We start from the raw sequence: 15,568 nt of genomic DNA on the forward strand, positions 1-15,568 counted from the left end.
TAAGCACGAGTAAATTCTGAAAATGAACTGAGGAATCATATGGTTGCAATTTGTTATGTGCAGTTACCCACTTCTGGACAAGTGATAAGAAAAACCTGAAGAGTGATAGCGGAAAATAACTTTCGGAAAAGGAGGTGCGAAAATTCCTGGCTCCTGTCTATAATACTGTATGGATATACAGCACCACGAAGAGCAGAGCATTATGAAACTTATCCCAGTGACACAACAATCACCAGGCCAATTCCCGTTGTTCGTTGAGCCTGTCAGCGCAGGTTTCCCTTCAGTCGCTTCCGATTATGTTGATGAATTTATTGATCTAAATACTCACCTCATCAAACATCCATCTGCAACCTACTTCTTACGAGTAACAGGTTCATCGATGGTAGAGGCACGTATTCACGAAGGCGATCTGGTCATCGTGGATAGCTCACTTGAGGCGAAAGAGGGGGATATTGTGATTGCGACCGTTGATGGTGATTTCACCATTAAGCGGTTGCAGCTAAGCCCGGCTCCCGCGCTACTGCCAATGAATAGCCGGATGTCACCGATCTATCTGAAAGAAGGCGAAGAACTGGCCATTTTTGGCGTGGTGACCTTCATCGTGTACAAGGCCTTGTGATGTTCTGCCTGGTGGATTGCAACTCATTTTACGCCTCCTGCGAGAGAGTCTTTCGGCCCGATCTGGTGAACAAGCCAATTGTATGCCTTTCGAACAATGATGGCATGGTCGTGGCACGTTCAGCGGAAGCTAAAAAATTAGGTATCCAGAATGGTGACGTGTACTTCCAGAAGAAAGCATTCTTTGAAGCTAACGGTGTACATGTTTTCAGTTCTAACTATGCCTTGTACGCGGAGATCTCCCGTAGGGTGTGTGAGACATTATTTAAATTCTCCAGTAATACTGAGGTCTACAGTATTGATGAAGTTTTCCTTTCGTTTGAAGGAATGCAGAAAAATTATAATTTTGATGACTATGGAAGAGAAATAAAGAAAACCGTATTAAAGAGCACCCATATACCCGTGGGGGTGGGCATATCGACAACTAAAACTTTGGCAAAACTAGCAAATAAAGCTGCAAAAACATGGACTAAAACAGGCGGAGTGGTTGATCTCAGCAGTCCAGAAAGACAACGTAAATTATTGCCATATATTGACGTAAGCGATGTCTGGGGGGTGGGCCGGAGATATGCCACCAGACTGAACAGCATGGGCATCAGGACTGCTCTCGATCTGGCCAATGCGCCAACATCGCTTATCCGTAACACATTTGGAGTCGTACTGGAGCGAACGCAGCGCGAATTGAATGGCGAGTCCTGCATAGCCCTGGAAGAGGTGAGGAAGGTTAAGCAGCAGATCATCAGCTCGCGTTCATTCGGCCAGAAAATAGAGCACTACGAAGCAATGCACCAGGCGGTGTGTGAGTATGCCGAACGTGCAGGCGAGAAGCTGCGCGAAGAGAAGCAATACTGTCGCTGCATAACGGTTTTTATTGGCACAAGTTACTATTCGAAAACGGCCCCTTACAGTGGCCAGCAGACAGTCAAGCTGGAAAACCCCACCGCCGATACCCGGGAAATCATTGCGGCTGCGGTCGCAGGGCTCCGGCATATCTGGCAGGAGGGATACCGATACCATAAAGCCGGAGTGATGCTATCTGACTTTTATGATAGCGCCACCAGCCAGCTCGATTTGTTTGGTGAGAACCGACTCTTTGCCAATGGTGAAGCGTTGATGGGCGTGATGGATAGAATTAACCGGTCAGGTCGGGGGAAATTATGGTTTGCGGGCCAGGGCATCGACAAAGACTGGACGATGCGGCGGGAGTTATTGTCACCATCCTATCTCACTAACATTAATGAAATCCCTCGCGTCAGGATTGGCTAATCAGCAGTGAAAACTTCATTCGTCATCGATAAAATTCGTCTGTAAACAAAACGAACTTGATATACTCGGTTTCGCTTGTTATGAGTATGTATGTACATACAGTCCTCCGTGCAGCGGAGGGAGTTTAGAGCCCTTTTTCGGGGATAGAAATGAATATCTCAACAACTTTCCAGACGCTGGAGAGCGAGATCACACAACTTCGTGGAGTGCTGGGTTCCCGGCTTCCGCTCAAGGCGAGTGTCTGCGTCCTGCCAGCCGTTGCTGATGGCGAAGAAGATATGGCCATCGAACACATCATGCCTGAGCTGAAACAGGGACACGATGCTGTCCATGCTGCCTGCGCGGCATACGCTGACCTGCATATCAGGGATGGCTATTCGCAGAAGTCCGCTCGGCGCACTACCGGCGTATTATGGTACGACAATACAGATGCGGAATTCTCTCAGCTGGTTACCCGTTTGGTGACATCCATCAACCAGCATAAAGAGAGCATTCAACGCCACATCATCGAAAACTACGGTGGTGATCGCCGACCGGAATACATGCGCTTCAACGCGCTGCATAGCGCCTGCCCTGGTGTCATGACCCTGCATCTCTATCGGCAGCTGCGTATGTTTGATAATGCTAACGTCAATCTGGTCAGTTTCGGCTGGAGGCAAAAGACGCTTTTTAGCAGGGTTAACAAAATCGAGTTGCTCCAGAAGATGGGCAAGGACATCGAGGAAGATGAAGATAAATCAGTCAGACTCAACTCGTTGATTAAGGCTATTGCGCGTGTACCGGAAGAAAAGCTTCGCTTACGCCGTCCGGTTAAAGTGCATCCAGCTGCAAACATCGCGATGGCTGATCCTGAACACCCCGACCAGATACTGCGTCTTTCTGCCGCTTCATCTATGCCGTTCATTATCATTCAGGATGAGCACGTGAAAATTCGGCCATTGCCAGAGTTCGTGGCCAATGAAGTAAAGCCGAGGAGTAACCGCCTCAAGACAGATGTGATCGGTATATTCCACGGCGAAAGTATCGAAATGATTCTCTGACCACACCGGCCAAAGGACTGGCCGTATTCCCCCCTCATAATTTCGTCACTCGCCGTCCATGCCATACCCTGAAACTAATATTGAAAATTCATTATGTTCAGCAAGGAATGTGGCGTGAAATACTTTGAATGTGCGCTCAGGTTCAGAATCGCCCCAGGTGACGTGTATGGGATCCACCAGCAACTGGATAAGGTAGTCCAGGAACGTTCTGGGTCGCGACTCCCATACACCTTCTACTCTCGCAAACAAAGTGCCTCCGACACCCAGGTTGTTCTGAGAACGGCTGTTGCACTCGGGCTCCCTGGCGAAGTCATGAAGGAAATCATGTTTGTGTCTGGCCAGAAAATTCGAATCTGCGGCTCGCTGGCCACTATTCGACGCGAGGAAGCTGGAGGCCGGAAAAGAGAGATTTGTCCACCTGCCCATGAACTCCCGGATTATATCCACTATCACCTGGAACGGGCCGGAGTGATCTGTGGACGGTTACGTATCGTTCGAAGCACCAAGTTCCATATTATTAAGCCCGGGAGCGTTGGCCGTACATCCCACAAGATCATTGTACCGATGAGCCAGTACGATGCTGAATGCGTGATTGAAGATGTCGGCGCACTTGAACAGGCATACGCTTTCGGGATCGGCAGAAAGCGGATATTCGGCTTTGGCTATATGAACAGCATCGAAGTGCTTTCCTGAACAGGCCATTAAGCATAGTTATTATCTGAATTTCAAACCGACTCGCAAACTTACGGCATTAACACTTCTGATACACCCTTTAAATGCTGTAAACTGTTGTAGCCCTTACTAAATCGTAAGAGTGGGGATTTGCAGCCCCGACTAATGACACGCCGTTCATGTACTTGAACGGTTCGCACTCGCTCGCCTGTTTTTTGTCAATGGTGGGTCGGGGCGTGGGAGCCTTACGGCTCGCCAGTCGTCATTAGCTGGTACTGCAAACCATGTTCCGATTCACCACCAAAGGAAATGGAGATGGAAAAACAGGACTGGCATAAGGCAGACATCATAGCTGCGCTACATAAGAAAGGTTTGTCACTTGCCTCACTGAGTAGGGCTAACGGTCTTTCAAGCAGCACTCTGGCAAATGCACTGACACGTGACTGGCCTAGAGGCGAGATCATCATCGCTAATGCAATTGGTGAAGAACCTCAAGAAATATGGCCAACCCGATATTTTGATAAGGCAGGAATGCCGATCAAGAGAATCATAAGAAAACCGGTTTAAATGAAAAAGGCTGGCATTTTTGCTGGCCTTATATACCTCCTGGCTCTGCTACTGAAACCACTAACACCGATCAAATGGTCATCAGCGAAATACCCCGTTCATTTCTATTGACCTCTTTACCTCCATGTAATCAAATTGATGGAATAATAACGGTTACGAGAGACAAACTGATGACGGTGTTATCTGCCCCTGAAATGCGCTTTGGAACCAAACAGGATGTTCCCTTTATCATAGCGGTGATTCGCGACGGTATGCGGGATGGGTATTTTAACTTTGATGATGATGACGGACTGTCTCAGTTCGAAAGTCAGATCTCAGAAGCCATTGCCAGGCGGGAACGGGGAGAGAATTGCGCCGATTTCTTGTTTGTCTTTGATGCTCAACATAATGGCGCAGCGATAGGTTTTGCCCTACTGACGGGCAAAAATGGTGCAAATGGACTTGCTTCACATCTGGAAATCAGGATGTTTGGTGTTACCAGGAGTCAAAGACAAAAAGGATTTGGGCGCTCCATGTTGCAAAGTATTCTGGATGCTACTCCCGGCCATAAAGTGGAGGCATCCTGTCTTCCTGCATCAGTTGTCATGGCCAGGATGCTGACTAATGCGGGTTTTCACGTCAAAGAGATAAGCCCGTTTGGAAAGCGTACTTTCAGACGCTAATGTAAAATTCAGATAAAAAAACCGGCTGACGAATTCAGTCGGTTTAGTAATCCTGCAAAAGGATGCTGGACAGCGACGGACGACTTCAGAGCTGTGGCAATGGCCCCTGGTTATCTTCAGTCGCAGCCTGGTCTTTATCCGGGGTGGCCGTTGCAGTCCGCGAGGCATCAAATGAGACCGTTGGGTCGCTGAGAGTCAGGATGCCAGTGTCTTCAACTTCTCGCGTTGTCAGCGTAAGCTCAGATTTACTGTCATCACACTTATTCGTTTTCTCCGCCAGTGCCTTGCACCAGATATAACGACCTCTCTGGGCATCAGAGACTGAAGGCTCTCCATATTTCTCGATCGCCGACTTCAGTAAGAGATCAGGGTTGCTGAATGAAAAGCGGATTTTGTAAGCCACCGGCTCAATGGGGTCAACTGCCGTATCGGGGATAAAATAGACCACCGTCTCCTGGTGAGCATCTCCCCAGAAAATACTATTCAATGAGTTGTTACTGTAGCGCTTTTGAATTTCTTCACCAGCAGACTGGCCAAGTTTGTCAGTGATAGCAGTGATCGCTTCAGAAGCTGTCATCCGCAGGCTTACCGGCCCTATAGAAAAAGACATAACATCAAAGCTATTCAGGGGGGTAATGGTGCTTTCTGGAGCGGTAGATGAATCGGGTACGTCATCACTGTACAGACTGTCATCCCCCGGAGAAGGCGTTACAGGTGCTGAATTTTGGATGTCAGGTGTGTAGCTGGGATCGGGAGCGTATAGGCCCATTGTATCATTCTGTACAGCAGAATATACCGAAGCGGTCGGCAGGACGGTAAGGAGCGCAAGGGCGCAGTATCCAAGGTATCTGGTCATATTCACCTCGTCAGTAGCAGTTGTCCTACTGTAACAGCGCGAGGTTTGAGAACATCATGGAAATGGGGTCAAAGCGGGGCGAAAAACAAGCCTGATTCACATGGCTTACGTAGCAGCATGGAGATCTCCTGAAGTCGGAGAAAATGAGTCAGATAACGCGAATATCGAAAATGGAACGAAGTACTTAATTACCTAACAGGAGGTACATGTTAACCTGACGAACATTGCTTACTGCCTATTTGTAGATTCAGGCTACAGGGAGAATCCAAGTGCCAAACTGCATACCCCTTAATCCGGTATTACCTAAAAACTTCGACGATACACCTAATGAAAAGCGCTCAAAGTCTCAGCTTGATGCCTGGTGGGATCATCCATATGGCATTACTTGCCCGGACGGGAAAATCACTGTTCGATGCCTGAATGGAGGAGCTTGGGATCGTTCGACAGTGCTGGGAGTAGCGGACAATTACGAAGAAGCCTGCGAGCTCGCAGAGCGCGAGCAATCAGCATGGGTCAAACGCCGTGCGGAGCCAATATTCTACTATAGCGGTGAAGCTCCATTCAGAGCGATAAGGGATGCACAACGTCCTGATCAGGAGCAGACCTTTGTCGCGTCTTTTGACACGCAAGATGAGCTAATCAGCTGGCTTAATAGTCAGAAAACCAGTTAATACCAAGTCTGGAAGTCTGCTTCTCAACAGACTTCCACATTTGATTATCAAGCTCCCCATAATTTGGGTTCAGTATAAACATTCCATTACGTTCTATTCCCCTCATTACATTCATCTATCCGTAAATTTCGTTAGCCAGCACATCGGGGTGATACTGATGTCAGGTAAACAAAACGGATGCAAAAATGCAGACATGTTCGGAAGTCCTGGCGGTTGAAATATTCAATCAAGTTGGACGTGAGGCAGCTATTGCTCAATATAACTTAATTTGTGAAATAGCCCAGCGACGTTACGAAGACAGCCTGGCCAAATATGGTTCCGTGCCAGCTGGTTTCACCGCGCTCAATTTCCTCCATCCGGCAGAACTTCAGGAGCGTTACATCCTGGGGTTGGGAATTCAGCTTTGTATCGATGAGCAGCATGAAGCCAGGGAACGGGTTTTAGCTCGCTGCCTGGCAAGAAAAAGGGCCGCATAAACAGGTGATAAAACAACTCAGCTATAGCTGAACACGCACTAATTGGCTATGTTAACAAAACGAACAAGGTGGCGATTATGTACAGTGAATCTATCGATCGTGCTATCAGTATCCTCAAGGACGCGGGCGAAAAAATCGGTATGGAACTGGGTAGTAATGTGACATCTCAGGAATCAGAACTGCTTGAGGATGCGCTGGTGGGCCTGACTAAAGTTAAAGGGCAACTCTGCGGTAATCACTCCTTAACTGATGTAAAAGCGGACGTCGTGCCTTTTAGTCTCAGTTCGACGAAGAACGTCGATAGCCCGCATTAATTAACAACCACCAACTGGACGGAAGGGATATGACTGAAGACAACGCCGGTAGTGTTTCTGGAAAAGCACAGAACGCCCCAAAAGCAAATGCCCACCTGGACAGGCTCTTTGATTTCATTGTGACAGAAATCAAAGAGCAGGGTGCAGCACCGTCTTACGAGCAGATCTGTTCTTCTCTGGGGTATTCAAAAGGGCTCGTTTCCCGGCGTATCCGGCAGTTGCATGACCAGGGACGAATCATTATCGATGGTGAAAGAAAGTCTATGACGCTGCGCGTAGCGAAAGGACAAGGTCATGATGACATTGCCGAACTCCCGGACATGACCAGTGACAGGAAAGCAATCATCACGTATGTCAAAAAATACATGAACAGAAATGGTGGCCGTGGGCCATCAGTTCACGCAATAGGGAAAGCGCTCGGCTTCTCGAATAACAAGGCGCGTAGACATGTGGACTATCTCGACGAAGTAGAGAGGGTACGTTACAGCCCTCATCTTAATGAAGTAATCGTTATCAATCAGGGTGATTACGTTAAAATTACCCAGGACAACGATGAACCACCGAGCCCGGCAGAAGGTTAGCCATGATTCGCATATGGAGAGAAGTTGTAAACGTAAAGGTTCAGGACGGGAGCCGTAACGGACGAATCTGGTTTCTTGAACTTTCGTGTGGCCATCATGCTGTCAGACGTATACCTCGATTACGTCTGCATAATCTGACGCAATTCGAACGACTTGAGCCACCAGCTAAATGTCACTGTGTATTGTGTGAAATAGATGCTATTGCAGGACAAAAATAGCAATAAACACAACATAAAAGCCCTCAATTTGTCCCCATTGTTTTTAGCCTGACAGCATTGGTACTGATAGCCTAATCATATTTAAACGCATAACCCTATGGTGGACATATGAAAAAAGCTGTTTTTGGCCTTTTAGCACTATTGCCCTTCATAACCAGCGCAGAATCGATCGATCCGAACGATTTCTATGCTCAGCAGCCTTCTCAAAACTACCAACAACCTGCTGCCAGCGAGCAACAGGACGATGCTGACAATTCCAGTGACCAGACAGCTGCGATCGTATTGAACCTGGAAAGTTACAAACCGCTGGGGAATTTTGTAGTCCCCCAGGGAGTAGAACGCCCATTCATTGGTCTTATTAACAGCAAAATTTTCATACTGTCTGAGCAACCAGATAAACGCTTGGCTGGCCTATGGATAGGTCGTAGTCAGGATGGTCGTGAAGCACTTTGTGGTTACCTGAACAACAGTATGCAGGTCAGAAAATGTTATTACATCTTATATCGTGAGTAAAAAATGGGGCCGTAGCCCCATTTATTTTAATGTTTGAATGAGGGTATAAAGGGTATTACTGGATTTGTTCCTAGCGAAGCTAATTCGTTAGGCGCAAGATAACGTCGCAGTTCAGTAATCAATATATCAACTGATTTATCCCAGCCATCTCTCACAATGTTTAGAATGTGCCGAGCTGGATAATGTGTTAGAAAAGGATGGTTGGGGCCAAATTTATTAAGGTGTTCAATAGTACCTATTGCATCGAGATAATCTGTAACAAGATGGTGTTCTGACTCAAAAATAGCGACAAATTTATAACCATCAGCAGCGTTTACCCACTGGCAAGTACAGTCATTAAGCTGAAATTGATTAGAACGTTTTTCCCCCTTGGGTTTAGGATTGACTCCAATACCAAAAGACAAATACAAACCTTTCCTTCCCCAGAAGGCCGGTCTCTTCAAGTCCTGACCATTGTTTCCTTCGACCTCTCCAAGAATGCCAAACAAAGTAGCTGATTCTTGGTTAGGATTCGTTCTCATACGGAAAAGAATGCATAGATCTGCAAACTTTAAGCTATTATAAACTGAATTATAAAAGACATTCTCATGGCCAAGTAGATAAGGATTATGCTCTACCGCAAAATTAGTGCCACTTCTAAAGTCACGGCAGCTAATGAATACACCAAACTGGCTCATATTAGCGAGGATATCGACATTGCGATAATCAGACAAATTAATAAGTATAGTATTTAAGACTTCTCTACCTTCATAACTCATCAGATAGTGGCAGAGCAAATTTTGTAGACCGAAGTTTCTGAACTGATCTTTAATTAAAGAAAAATATCCTTCACCAGCTAATGAAACTAGGTTTCTCATTGTTGGTGTATGTTTCCCCATGAGAGGGGAATTAAAACGTACCTTCATCCGGTTATTATCATAAAGGGTTTCAATAATTGAGCAAAAGTGCATCGCCCAATACGCGTTGTTATCACCAATTAAACCGGGTTTCACTACAGTAGTTTTAGAAAAATCCATTCTGTCTCCAAAGCAGTAATCAGTCACTCATAACACGATATTTGCAGTGAAAGTTATATCTGTAAGCAAATTTCGTCAGCTGTTAGCGTCGTATTAGGCTTAGTAAAAAGCCGGAGGTAGATATGCCTAAAGACGATGTTGCAACAATCATAATCCAGAATGGGTTGACGCATAAAGTAAATGTGATCTGCAAATTCAGCGCACAAATCGACAATCAAATGTTCTCATTCATCATCCATCGCACATTAAGCGTATGTCGATATGCGCTTGTCTGTAAGGCAACAGGCCAAAGAATTGCAGTTCTTGATACCAGTCGAGTAAAGGCACTTGGTATGGAAGCAGCAGGTAAACTAGCGCTATCAGATCTGGCCTCATCATTAGGCGAGACTAGACTTGCTGCGATTCTGACAAATTCACTTCAGAGCAGGAGCGCGGCAAGTGAGTGATTTAATCGACGATAACTTTATTATTCCTGCACTGAGTAGCATAGCAGGCATCACCACGCCACTATCAGGACAAACGTACAGGAACGCTCCAGATATCGACATATCTTGCTATGACGTGATAATCATTTGCCTTAGCGGCGGAAAAGACTCCATAGCCTGCCTTCTCCACTTAATTGACATCGGGGTCGATCTGTCCAGGGTGGAACTCTGGCATCACGATGTTGATGGCCGCGAGGGAAGTACTTTAATGGACTGGCCATTTATGGCCGACTACAACCGCAAAATAGCTTCAACATTTCAGATACCGTTGATGTTCTCCTGGCTTCAGGGAGGAATGGAAGGTGAGATGCTGAAAGAGAATGGCTACAGTCGCCCGCAATGTATCGAAACCCCAGATGGATTAATAATCGCGGAACGTGATATCCAGCGAAGCACTCCCGCCACGCGACTTCGGTTCCCTCAGCAATCACCAAGCCTTAAAACACGTTGGTGCTCATCAGCACTAAAAATTGATGTTGGTCGGCGAGCACTCACAAATCAGAGACGCTTTGACGGAAAAAAGGTGCTTTTTATTACGGGGGAAAGGAGAGCGGAAAGCTCTAATAGATTCAATTACTTACAACTGGAGCCACATACCAGCAGTTGCAAAAAAAGACAAGTTGATGCCTGGAGGCCAGTACTTGAATGGTCTGAAGAACAAGTCTGGGAGATTTTAGCAAAACATCGTGTTACAGCCCCAGTACCGTATCGTCTTGGATGGGGTCGCAGTTCATGCTTAACGTGTATATACAACAGTGCTCGCATATGGGCAACCATCAAACATTATTTCCCCGAGCGTATTCACGCAATGGCCAACTATGAAAACCGCTTTGGGGTCACTATCAGTCGTAAACGAATAAATGTTCTGGATCTAAGCCAGAATATTTCTCCTATTAATATCACGGATGAGGAAGCGCTGCTGCAAGCGGTAAATCCGGTCTATACATTGCCCGTCATTAACATGTCAAAAGAATGGGTGCTACCTGGTGGGGCGTACAACCGGGAGAAATGCGGGTCAGACTAATTAGCCATCAGCGATTTATAGCTGAGATTTCGTCACCTGAATATTACGTGGAAAATAGATATCAAATAGCAACATTGATACAGGCTTAACCGCCTCTGAAGGAAATATTATGACGATGGTAACGGCCAGAAATTGTACTGAAACACGGTTCAACCAGTTATGGGATGCTCTGCATGAAAAAAGCAGTGCGGAAAACGAATCCTTGTTTCAGCAAGAATTGCATCGCTGCCGCAGTAAACGTCAGCGAAGTAAACTGGCCGGGCGATTCGCCGGTGCCTGGCAAACCTTATTCGATGCCTTCTGTGAAGGTCGGGTCTTCTGCTCACTTCTGGACTCGGTTATCCACCAGGAGAGTATCAGCGAATGGCAGGTTGAAGAGTTAATCTCATTCACTTCTGCCCAGATGTCGACTCTATACAAAGGGTAGAGGTAGATATGGGACAAAGAAAATGTGCAGCAGCGTTCCTGCTCGCTGAAGAAATGTACCAGATACCAGCGACCAAATCGGTGATACTTGCCCGGGACCTGGAAGAAAGAGGGTTGTATCTCCGCGCTGCCAGGCAATGGGGAGAGGTCATGTTTGAACATACCCAGTGTACTGAGTACATTGTTGAACAACGGGAACGTTGCATTCGGTTATCCAATTCTCGCCATGAAGACCGTATCAGACAGCATGAGCAGGCAAGTGATCTTCAATATATTCACAAGCATATTAATGATGTATACACACGGATGGGACTAAAAGACGATGGTGTCTTTAATACCGCCTGATTTGTCGACCTTTTCCGTTCATTAAAAAATGAAACTGAGGAGAATGAGCGCACTCTTGACTGATTTTGACGGAGGATTACGTAAGTGGTTAAACAAAGTTTATTTGACCTTATAGGAGCTACCACGGGCCCAGAGCGAGATCTGTTGATCGTAAGCCTTCAGTCTCTACATCGTGAACGAGTAAGCTCATACAATGCATTGTGTACAGCCTGCTCAATCTCTGGAGATAAAGTCCCGCCAATGTCTTTATTCGGCATAGACGAGGTTACTGATGCACTACGCCGGTTAGGTGCATTACCGATCAGATAGTTCTTCAAGTAGTCAGGGTGAACAGGTTTGAATTGATACAAACGGCCTATGCTGAAGAGGAACAGAGATAACTGATGAAAACAAACGAAAACCTGCTGAACAGCATTGGAAAAAGTATTCGAATGTGGCGAGATAACTGCTTCCCTCCATTTCAGCGAGCGTATGGAACATGGTTATTGGTTCTGGTTTCGGTTAATGCCGGGATATGGTTTTACATAACCTCTGACTGGTCTGTACAGTTCGTCGGCAATATAGCAGGGCTCTTGGTTTTCCCAATGCTGGGTCGAAAGGTTTTTACAAAACGCGCCAGATCTTGGCAAGAAGAACTGGATATTAAGCTGGCAAAATACAAACCGCATAACATAGCTGCATGGAGGGAGTTGCAGGCTTATGCCTTGGAATCCAATACGCTATCTTCACAAATTGTTGAACGGTGGTATTTCAAAGAGCGGGAATTTATCAAGACGGCCCAAAAAGGGAAGCCGGGTAGTTCTGAACTCAAATTTCTCAAGAATAATACTGGATCAAAGCCTTAAGGAATCTGAGAGCCGGTGCGTAATGCAGAACCCACAGCCGAAGGGTTTTGGGAGTTAAACTGATACAGCTTTTACCGTGAGGTGGGATTTATGTCGAATGTCTTGCAGAAAGAAAACATCATCATGTCTCTGCCTCATCGTGACTGGAGTTGTGAAGTCATCGAGTGCCGATTAAAAGTGTGCCCCGTACCTGACGAACTCGACAGGGGGAATAACATCTTTTTCATCGTGGAAGACCTTTACCAGCTACGCGAGAACAGTGAATCACTTAACGTGCTTGGACAAATTCTGGCGAAACGTTTCCCACACATACCACCAAAAAGAATGCACCTTGTGCTGCACCGACGTGATGTGCAGAAAGCTCATGGAGTAGCCATCCACCTCTACCGCTTCATGCGTAGCGAGAAAGAAAATAACCGTAGTATTTTCATTGGTCGTAACCCTACTGAAGTTTCCCAGAAGACGGCATACGCCTCGATGTGCATTTTCTGACCACCAGCTGTTGAATCGTCACAATAGCCGACATAGTCGGCTATTTTTTTACGCTAAGAAAAACCATTTATGCCCACAAATTGCGGTTGAAAAAGCTATTTATTTTTGGGTGCAAAACGTCCTCATTCTCACTGTAACAATAAATTTCAACATGTGATTATAGTGAGAGTCGAAGCTGAAACATGAATGGTGGCTACATATGCATGATCTCCAGAATTCGTTAACTAGCAAAAATACCAACATTATCCGTGCTGAATTTGAAAATATGCTTTCTGCGCGTGGAACATCTATCGTGCGTTTTGATACCAACGCAGGGGCGAACAGCGGCGAGTATATAGGAAAAGGAATTCAACGTGAGTGGGTTGGGTATTTGCTAAACCATACGAGTTCTGGCCATACGGTCAAGGCATTTGAACCGGTGTATTCTATTCCTTTAAAAATCAGGCCAGACCTTCAATCCAGAAATATTGCAGACCACCAGACTAAAGTAAAAAAGTTATTTGAAAGTTATGATGAAGCGTATCTTACAGCCGCTATAGACTCAGAAGAGTATTGCAAGCCATTCTGGGTTTATCAGAATGCAGATGACGGTCATTACTCGATCAGTACTCGCGGTTTCAAAAATGCAAATGCACCTGCAAGCATTCCGAGCGATAATCGCATTGATATCGCTCAGATGAAAATGGGATATCCCATGCTCGATTATTGCCATAACATTATACCGTCCTCAGTCGTGCGATTAGGATTTAATGGGCGAGTGTTTACGCAAGGTAAGTATTATTACACCAATGAAGAGGTTTTCAGTTGGTTGTCCCGGAACCCGGATAGCGCAGTTTTCATTACGTTCCCAAAAGTTAACCAGACTGATAGATCTGAATTGATGTCAATTATGAAACGAGAATTCCTGAATTCGTGGGGTTTATTCTCATATTATCGCTGGCTGGGACGCAGCACCGCATTACTGGCATTGAGCCCGGTCAGTTCTAATGCTTCTGTTAAGTTAAGAAGTAGCAATGCACACTTCTTCAAAAATGCAATGCTGGCTGTTAACACGATCATTCCTAAAGGTAACGGAATTTCGTAATCGGAATAGTTACCGTTAGAGTGATTTAAAGATCGATTCATTCTGGAAATTGAACGAAGAAAATTTAATGGGAGTAACTATGACTGCACTACGCCGTATCTCAACAGAACCAAGCTGGACTCCAGTTGGCATCCGGGGCGAAGGGTTACCGACTAAAGCAGGTGTATACCGTTTTATTGTTCCCCGGGAAGCCGATAGCTCAGAACATATTGAGTTTCTGGCGTTAGTGCGCTGGCGTAAACACGGTGTTCATCAACTGTTATTTCCCACCTTTGAATACATCGTATGCGACGAGAATATCGTGCTCCCAGAAGGCACATGCTGGCGTGAACGCGAACCGTGGGATCCAGATACGCTGGGGGAAACCGAGTTCATCATCGTTCCTGAAATGAGCGCGGGTGCTCAACGCTGTCCGTTCTGCAAAGAAGTTCCGCGCATCGTTGGTGATAAATACAACTTTGAGTATAAGGAAAACTACATCACGAAAATGCCTCACCGGTTTAACCGCCTGTGGTTCAGCTGCTGTAAATGGGTTGCTCCTGTGCCCACTTCTGGGATTCAGTCACTGATTACGGCCTGGAACAAAATGCTCGGGTCATCCCGGTAGGAGTAATGATGAAATGTGCGTACCTACGAAAGTTTCTGATCATTGCTTTCATAACCGGCATTAGCGGATGCCAGAGTCTCGGAATAGGGTTAAGCCTGGATGAGCGCTACCAGAAGGCTTATCAGAAAGTACTGGCTGACCCTAATGACGATAACATTAAGACTTTCATGAAACTCAGCCAGGAAAAAGGCGAAAGAGACATGCAAGAGGCAAATTCAAAAGCCGCAGCCGACACTCGTGAAAGCGATAAGGGGTTTACTGAGTATTTTAAATCATATGGCAACGATGGATTTAAGCGGGCCAGACAATAAGAAAGAGGTCATATGTCATTACAGCAATCGCATGAAAATCTGGAGTTCCTGAAGGGGGCGGTCTGGTGCGCCGCAAAACTCGTTCAGGAAATTGGCGATTCAAAAGGTGCAGCTATTCTTATCACAAACTTGCCGGTTGGAATTTTCCCTCAATGTAGCGAAAGGGATTTATTTGTTCTGAGGCAATATGTCAGGAAAGATCTGCCACTTGGTATTGATGCCGAATATAGCGATATCAGGCCGGTCTTAATTGATTATCTGGGAGAGCCAGTAGACCTTCCTGAGTGTGAACTGGATAATTATGAACCGGCTCCTGGTGAAATGCTCCGCTGGGGAGTAACTGGAGATCTCAGTTCCGGGACACGATGTGTGCTGGTGGATAATCTTGCTTATCTCGCTGAAGCAATTGGTATCAGCAACGCACTAAGGCAACAGGCCGCAGAGTCAATCCAGCGCACCCTGTGATTAGTGAGTCGCCC

At 46.1% G+C, this 15,568-nt stretch carries 23 protein-coding genes; 21 read left to right on the plus strand and 2 right to left on the minus strand.

Annotation, left to right across the window (positions count from 1 at the left end; genetic code table 11):
- Positions 1 to 202: 202 nt before the first annotated feature.
- From umuD to N7268_RS24645, 6 genes are all read left to right on the plus strand, one after another.
- Positions 203 to 619 (plus strand): translesion error-prone DNA polymerase V autoproteolytic subunit, encoded by a 417-nt coding sequence (gene umuD, locus N7268_RS24620; protein WP_008786793.1) that lies wholly within the window; start codon positions 203 to 205, stop codon positions 617 to 619.
- Complete coding sequence (gene umuC / locus N7268_RS24625; RefSeq protein ID WP_009652912.1) at positions 619 to 1,884, plus strand: translesion error-prone DNA polymerase V subunit UmuC; 1,266 nt, start codon at positions 619 to 621, stop codon at positions 1,882 to 1,884. Before umuD ends, umuC begins: the two co-directional genes overlap by 1 nt.
- A gap of 149 nt (positions 1,885 to 2,033) precedes the next feature.
- Positions 2,034 to 2,924 carry a DNA replication terminus site-binding protein gene (locus tag N7268_RS24630; protein WP_007372144.1) on the plus strand — a complete coding sequence of 297 codons (891 nt, stop codon included), beginning with the start codon at positions 2,034 to 2,036 and terminating at the stop codon, positions 2,922 to 2,924.
- Positions 2,925 to 3,236: 312 nt separating this feature from the next.
- A complete protein-coding gene (locus N7268_RS24635) occupies positions 3,237 to 3,617 on the plus strand; it encodes a type I-E CRISPR-associated protein Cas6/Cse3/CasE (RefSeq protein ID WP_127649377.1) in 381 nt (126 codons plus the stop codon).
- A gap of 288 nt (positions 3,618 to 3,905) precedes the next feature.
- Positions 3,906 to 4,163 carry a helix-turn-helix domain-containing protein gene (locus tag N7268_RS24640; protein ID WP_001333498.1) on the plus strand — a complete coding sequence of 86 codons (258 nt, stop codon included), beginning with the start codon at positions 3,906 to 3,908 and terminating at the stop codon, positions 4,161 to 4,163.
- A 170-nt stretch (positions 4,164 to 4,333) separates the two neighbouring features.
- Positions 4,334 to 4,825 (plus strand): GNAT family N-acetyltransferase, encoded by a 492-nt coding sequence (locus N7268_RS24645; RefSeq protein WP_000217395.1) that lies wholly within the window; start codon positions 4,334 to 4,336, stop codon positions 4,823 to 4,825.
- Positions 4,826 to 4,910: 85 nt separating this feature from the next.
- Here N7268_RS24645 and N7268_RS24650 read toward each other — a convergent pair whose 3' ends face one another.
- Positions 4,911 to 5,681, minus strand: a complete 771-nt coding sequence (locus N7268_RS24650) for a hypothetical protein (protein WP_020996131.1) — start codon at positions 5,679 to 5,681, stop codon at positions 4,911 to 4,913.
- Positions 5,682 to 5,950: 269 nt separating this feature from the next.
- Here N7268_RS24650 and N7268_RS24655 point away from each other — a divergent pair, with 269 nt between their 5' ends.
- The 5 genes from N7268_RS24655 to N7268_RS24675 all read left to right on the plus strand — a co-directional run bounded on the left by N7268_RS24655 (position 5,951) and on the right by N7268_RS24675 (position 8,454).
- The gene (locus N7268_RS24655) at positions 5,951 to 6,352 is read left to right on the plus strand and encodes a hypothetical protein (RefSeq protein WP_008786797.1); all 402 of its coding nucleotides are present in this window, start codon (positions 5,951 to 5,953) and stop codon (positions 6,350 to 6,352) included.
- A gap of 185 nt (positions 6,353 to 6,537) precedes the next feature.
- On the plus strand, positions 6,538 to 6,828 hold the full coding sequence (locus N7268_RS24660) for a hypothetical protein (RefSeq protein WP_007372147.1): 291 nt from the start codon (positions 6,538 to 6,540) through the stop codon (positions 6,826 to 6,828).
- A 77-nt stretch (positions 6,829 to 6,905) separates the two neighbouring features.
- Complete coding sequence (locus N7268_RS24665; protein ID WP_007372148.1) at positions 6,906 to 7,142, plus strand: hypothetical protein; 237 nt, start codon at positions 6,906 to 6,908, stop codon at positions 7,140 to 7,142.
- A 29-nt stretch (positions 7,143 to 7,171) separates the two neighbouring features.
- Positions 7,172 to 7,723, plus strand: a complete 552-nt coding sequence (locus N7268_RS24670; RefSeq protein ID WP_007372149.1) for a hypothetical protein — start codon at positions 7,172 to 7,174, stop codon at positions 7,721 to 7,723.
- A 326-nt stretch (positions 7,724 to 8,049) separates the two neighbouring features.
- Entirely contained in the window at positions 8,050 to 8,454 is a 405-nt protein-coding gene (locus tag N7268_RS24675; protein ID WP_008786799.1) for a hypothetical protein, read from the plus strand.
- Positions 8,455 to 8,480: 26 nt separating this feature from the next.
- Here the strand turns inward: N7268_RS24675 and N7268_RS24680 are convergent, their stop codons facing one another.
- Entirely contained in the window at positions 8,481 to 9,470 is a 990-nt protein-coding gene (locus N7268_RS24680) for a hypothetical protein (protein ID WP_007372150.1), read from the minus strand.
- Between the two features lie 122 nt (positions 9,471 to 9,592).
- On the opposite strand from N7268_RS24680, the gene N7268_RS24685 reads away from it, so the two are divergent.
- From N7268_RS24685 to N7268_RS24730, 10 genes are all read left to right on the plus strand, one after another.
- On the plus strand, positions 9,593 to 9,916 hold the full coding sequence (locus N7268_RS24685) for a hypothetical protein (RefSeq protein ID WP_020996132.1): 324 nt from the start codon (positions 9,593 to 9,595) through the stop codon (positions 9,914 to 9,916).
- Positions 9,909 to 10,979, plus strand: a complete 1,071-nt coding sequence (locus tag N7268_RS24690) for a phosphoadenosine phosphosulfate reductase family protein (protein WP_007372151.1) — start codon at positions 9,909 to 9,911, stop codon at positions 10,977 to 10,979. The genes N7268_RS24685 and N7268_RS24690 overlap by 8 nt, the downstream gene beginning before the upstream one ends.
- A 109-nt stretch (positions 10,980 to 11,088) precedes the next feature.
- Positions 11,089 to 11,406, plus strand: a complete 318-nt coding sequence (locus tag N7268_RS24695) for a hypothetical protein (RefSeq protein ID WP_020996134.1) — start codon at positions 11,089 to 11,091, stop codon at positions 11,404 to 11,406.
- An 8-nt stretch (positions 11,407 to 11,414) separates the two neighbouring features.
- A complete protein-coding gene (locus N7268_RS24700; RefSeq protein WP_008786801.1) occupies positions 11,415 to 11,750 on the plus strand; it encodes a PerC family transcriptional regulator in 336 nt (111 codons plus the stop codon).
- Between the two features lie 383 nt (positions 11,751 to 12,133).
- Entirely contained in the window at positions 12,134 to 12,595 is a 462-nt protein-coding gene (locus N7268_RS24705; protein WP_009653863.1) for a hypothetical protein, read from the plus strand.
- Between the two features lie 90 nt (positions 12,596 to 12,685).
- On the plus strand, positions 12,686 to 13,087 hold the full coding sequence (locus tag N7268_RS24710) for a hypothetical protein (protein WP_020996135.1): 402 nt from the start codon (positions 12,686 to 12,688) through the stop codon (positions 13,085 to 13,087).
- Between the two features lie 199 nt (positions 13,088 to 13,286).
- The gene (locus N7268_RS24715; RefSeq protein ID WP_007372154.1) at positions 13,287 to 14,171 is read left to right on the plus strand and encodes a hypothetical protein; all 885 of its coding nucleotides are present in this window, start codon (positions 13,287 to 13,289) and stop codon (positions 14,169 to 14,171) included.
- A gap of 79 nt (positions 14,172 to 14,250) precedes the next feature.
- A complete protein-coding gene (locus tag N7268_RS24720; protein ID WP_007372155.1) occupies positions 14,251 to 14,778 on the plus strand; it encodes a hypothetical protein in 528 nt (175 codons plus the stop codon).
- A gap of 5 nt (positions 14,779 to 14,783) precedes the next feature.
- Positions 14,784 to 15,089, plus strand: a complete 306-nt coding sequence (locus tag N7268_RS24725; RefSeq protein WP_032941601.1) for a hypothetical protein — start codon at positions 14,784 to 14,786, stop codon at positions 15,087 to 15,089.
- A gap of 12 nt (positions 15,090 to 15,101) precedes the next feature.
- A complete protein-coding gene (locus tag N7268_RS24730; RefSeq protein WP_007372157.1) occupies positions 15,102 to 15,554 on the plus strand; it encodes a hypothetical protein in 453 nt (150 codons plus the stop codon).
- The last annotated feature ends 14 nt before the right edge of the window (positions 15,555 to 15,568 follow it).

Origin of the sequence: Citrobacter sp. Marseille-Q6884, assembly GCF_945906775.1 — a bacterium.
GTDB lineage: Bacteria > Pseudomonadota > Gammaproteobacteria > Enterobacterales > Enterobacteriaceae > Citrobacter.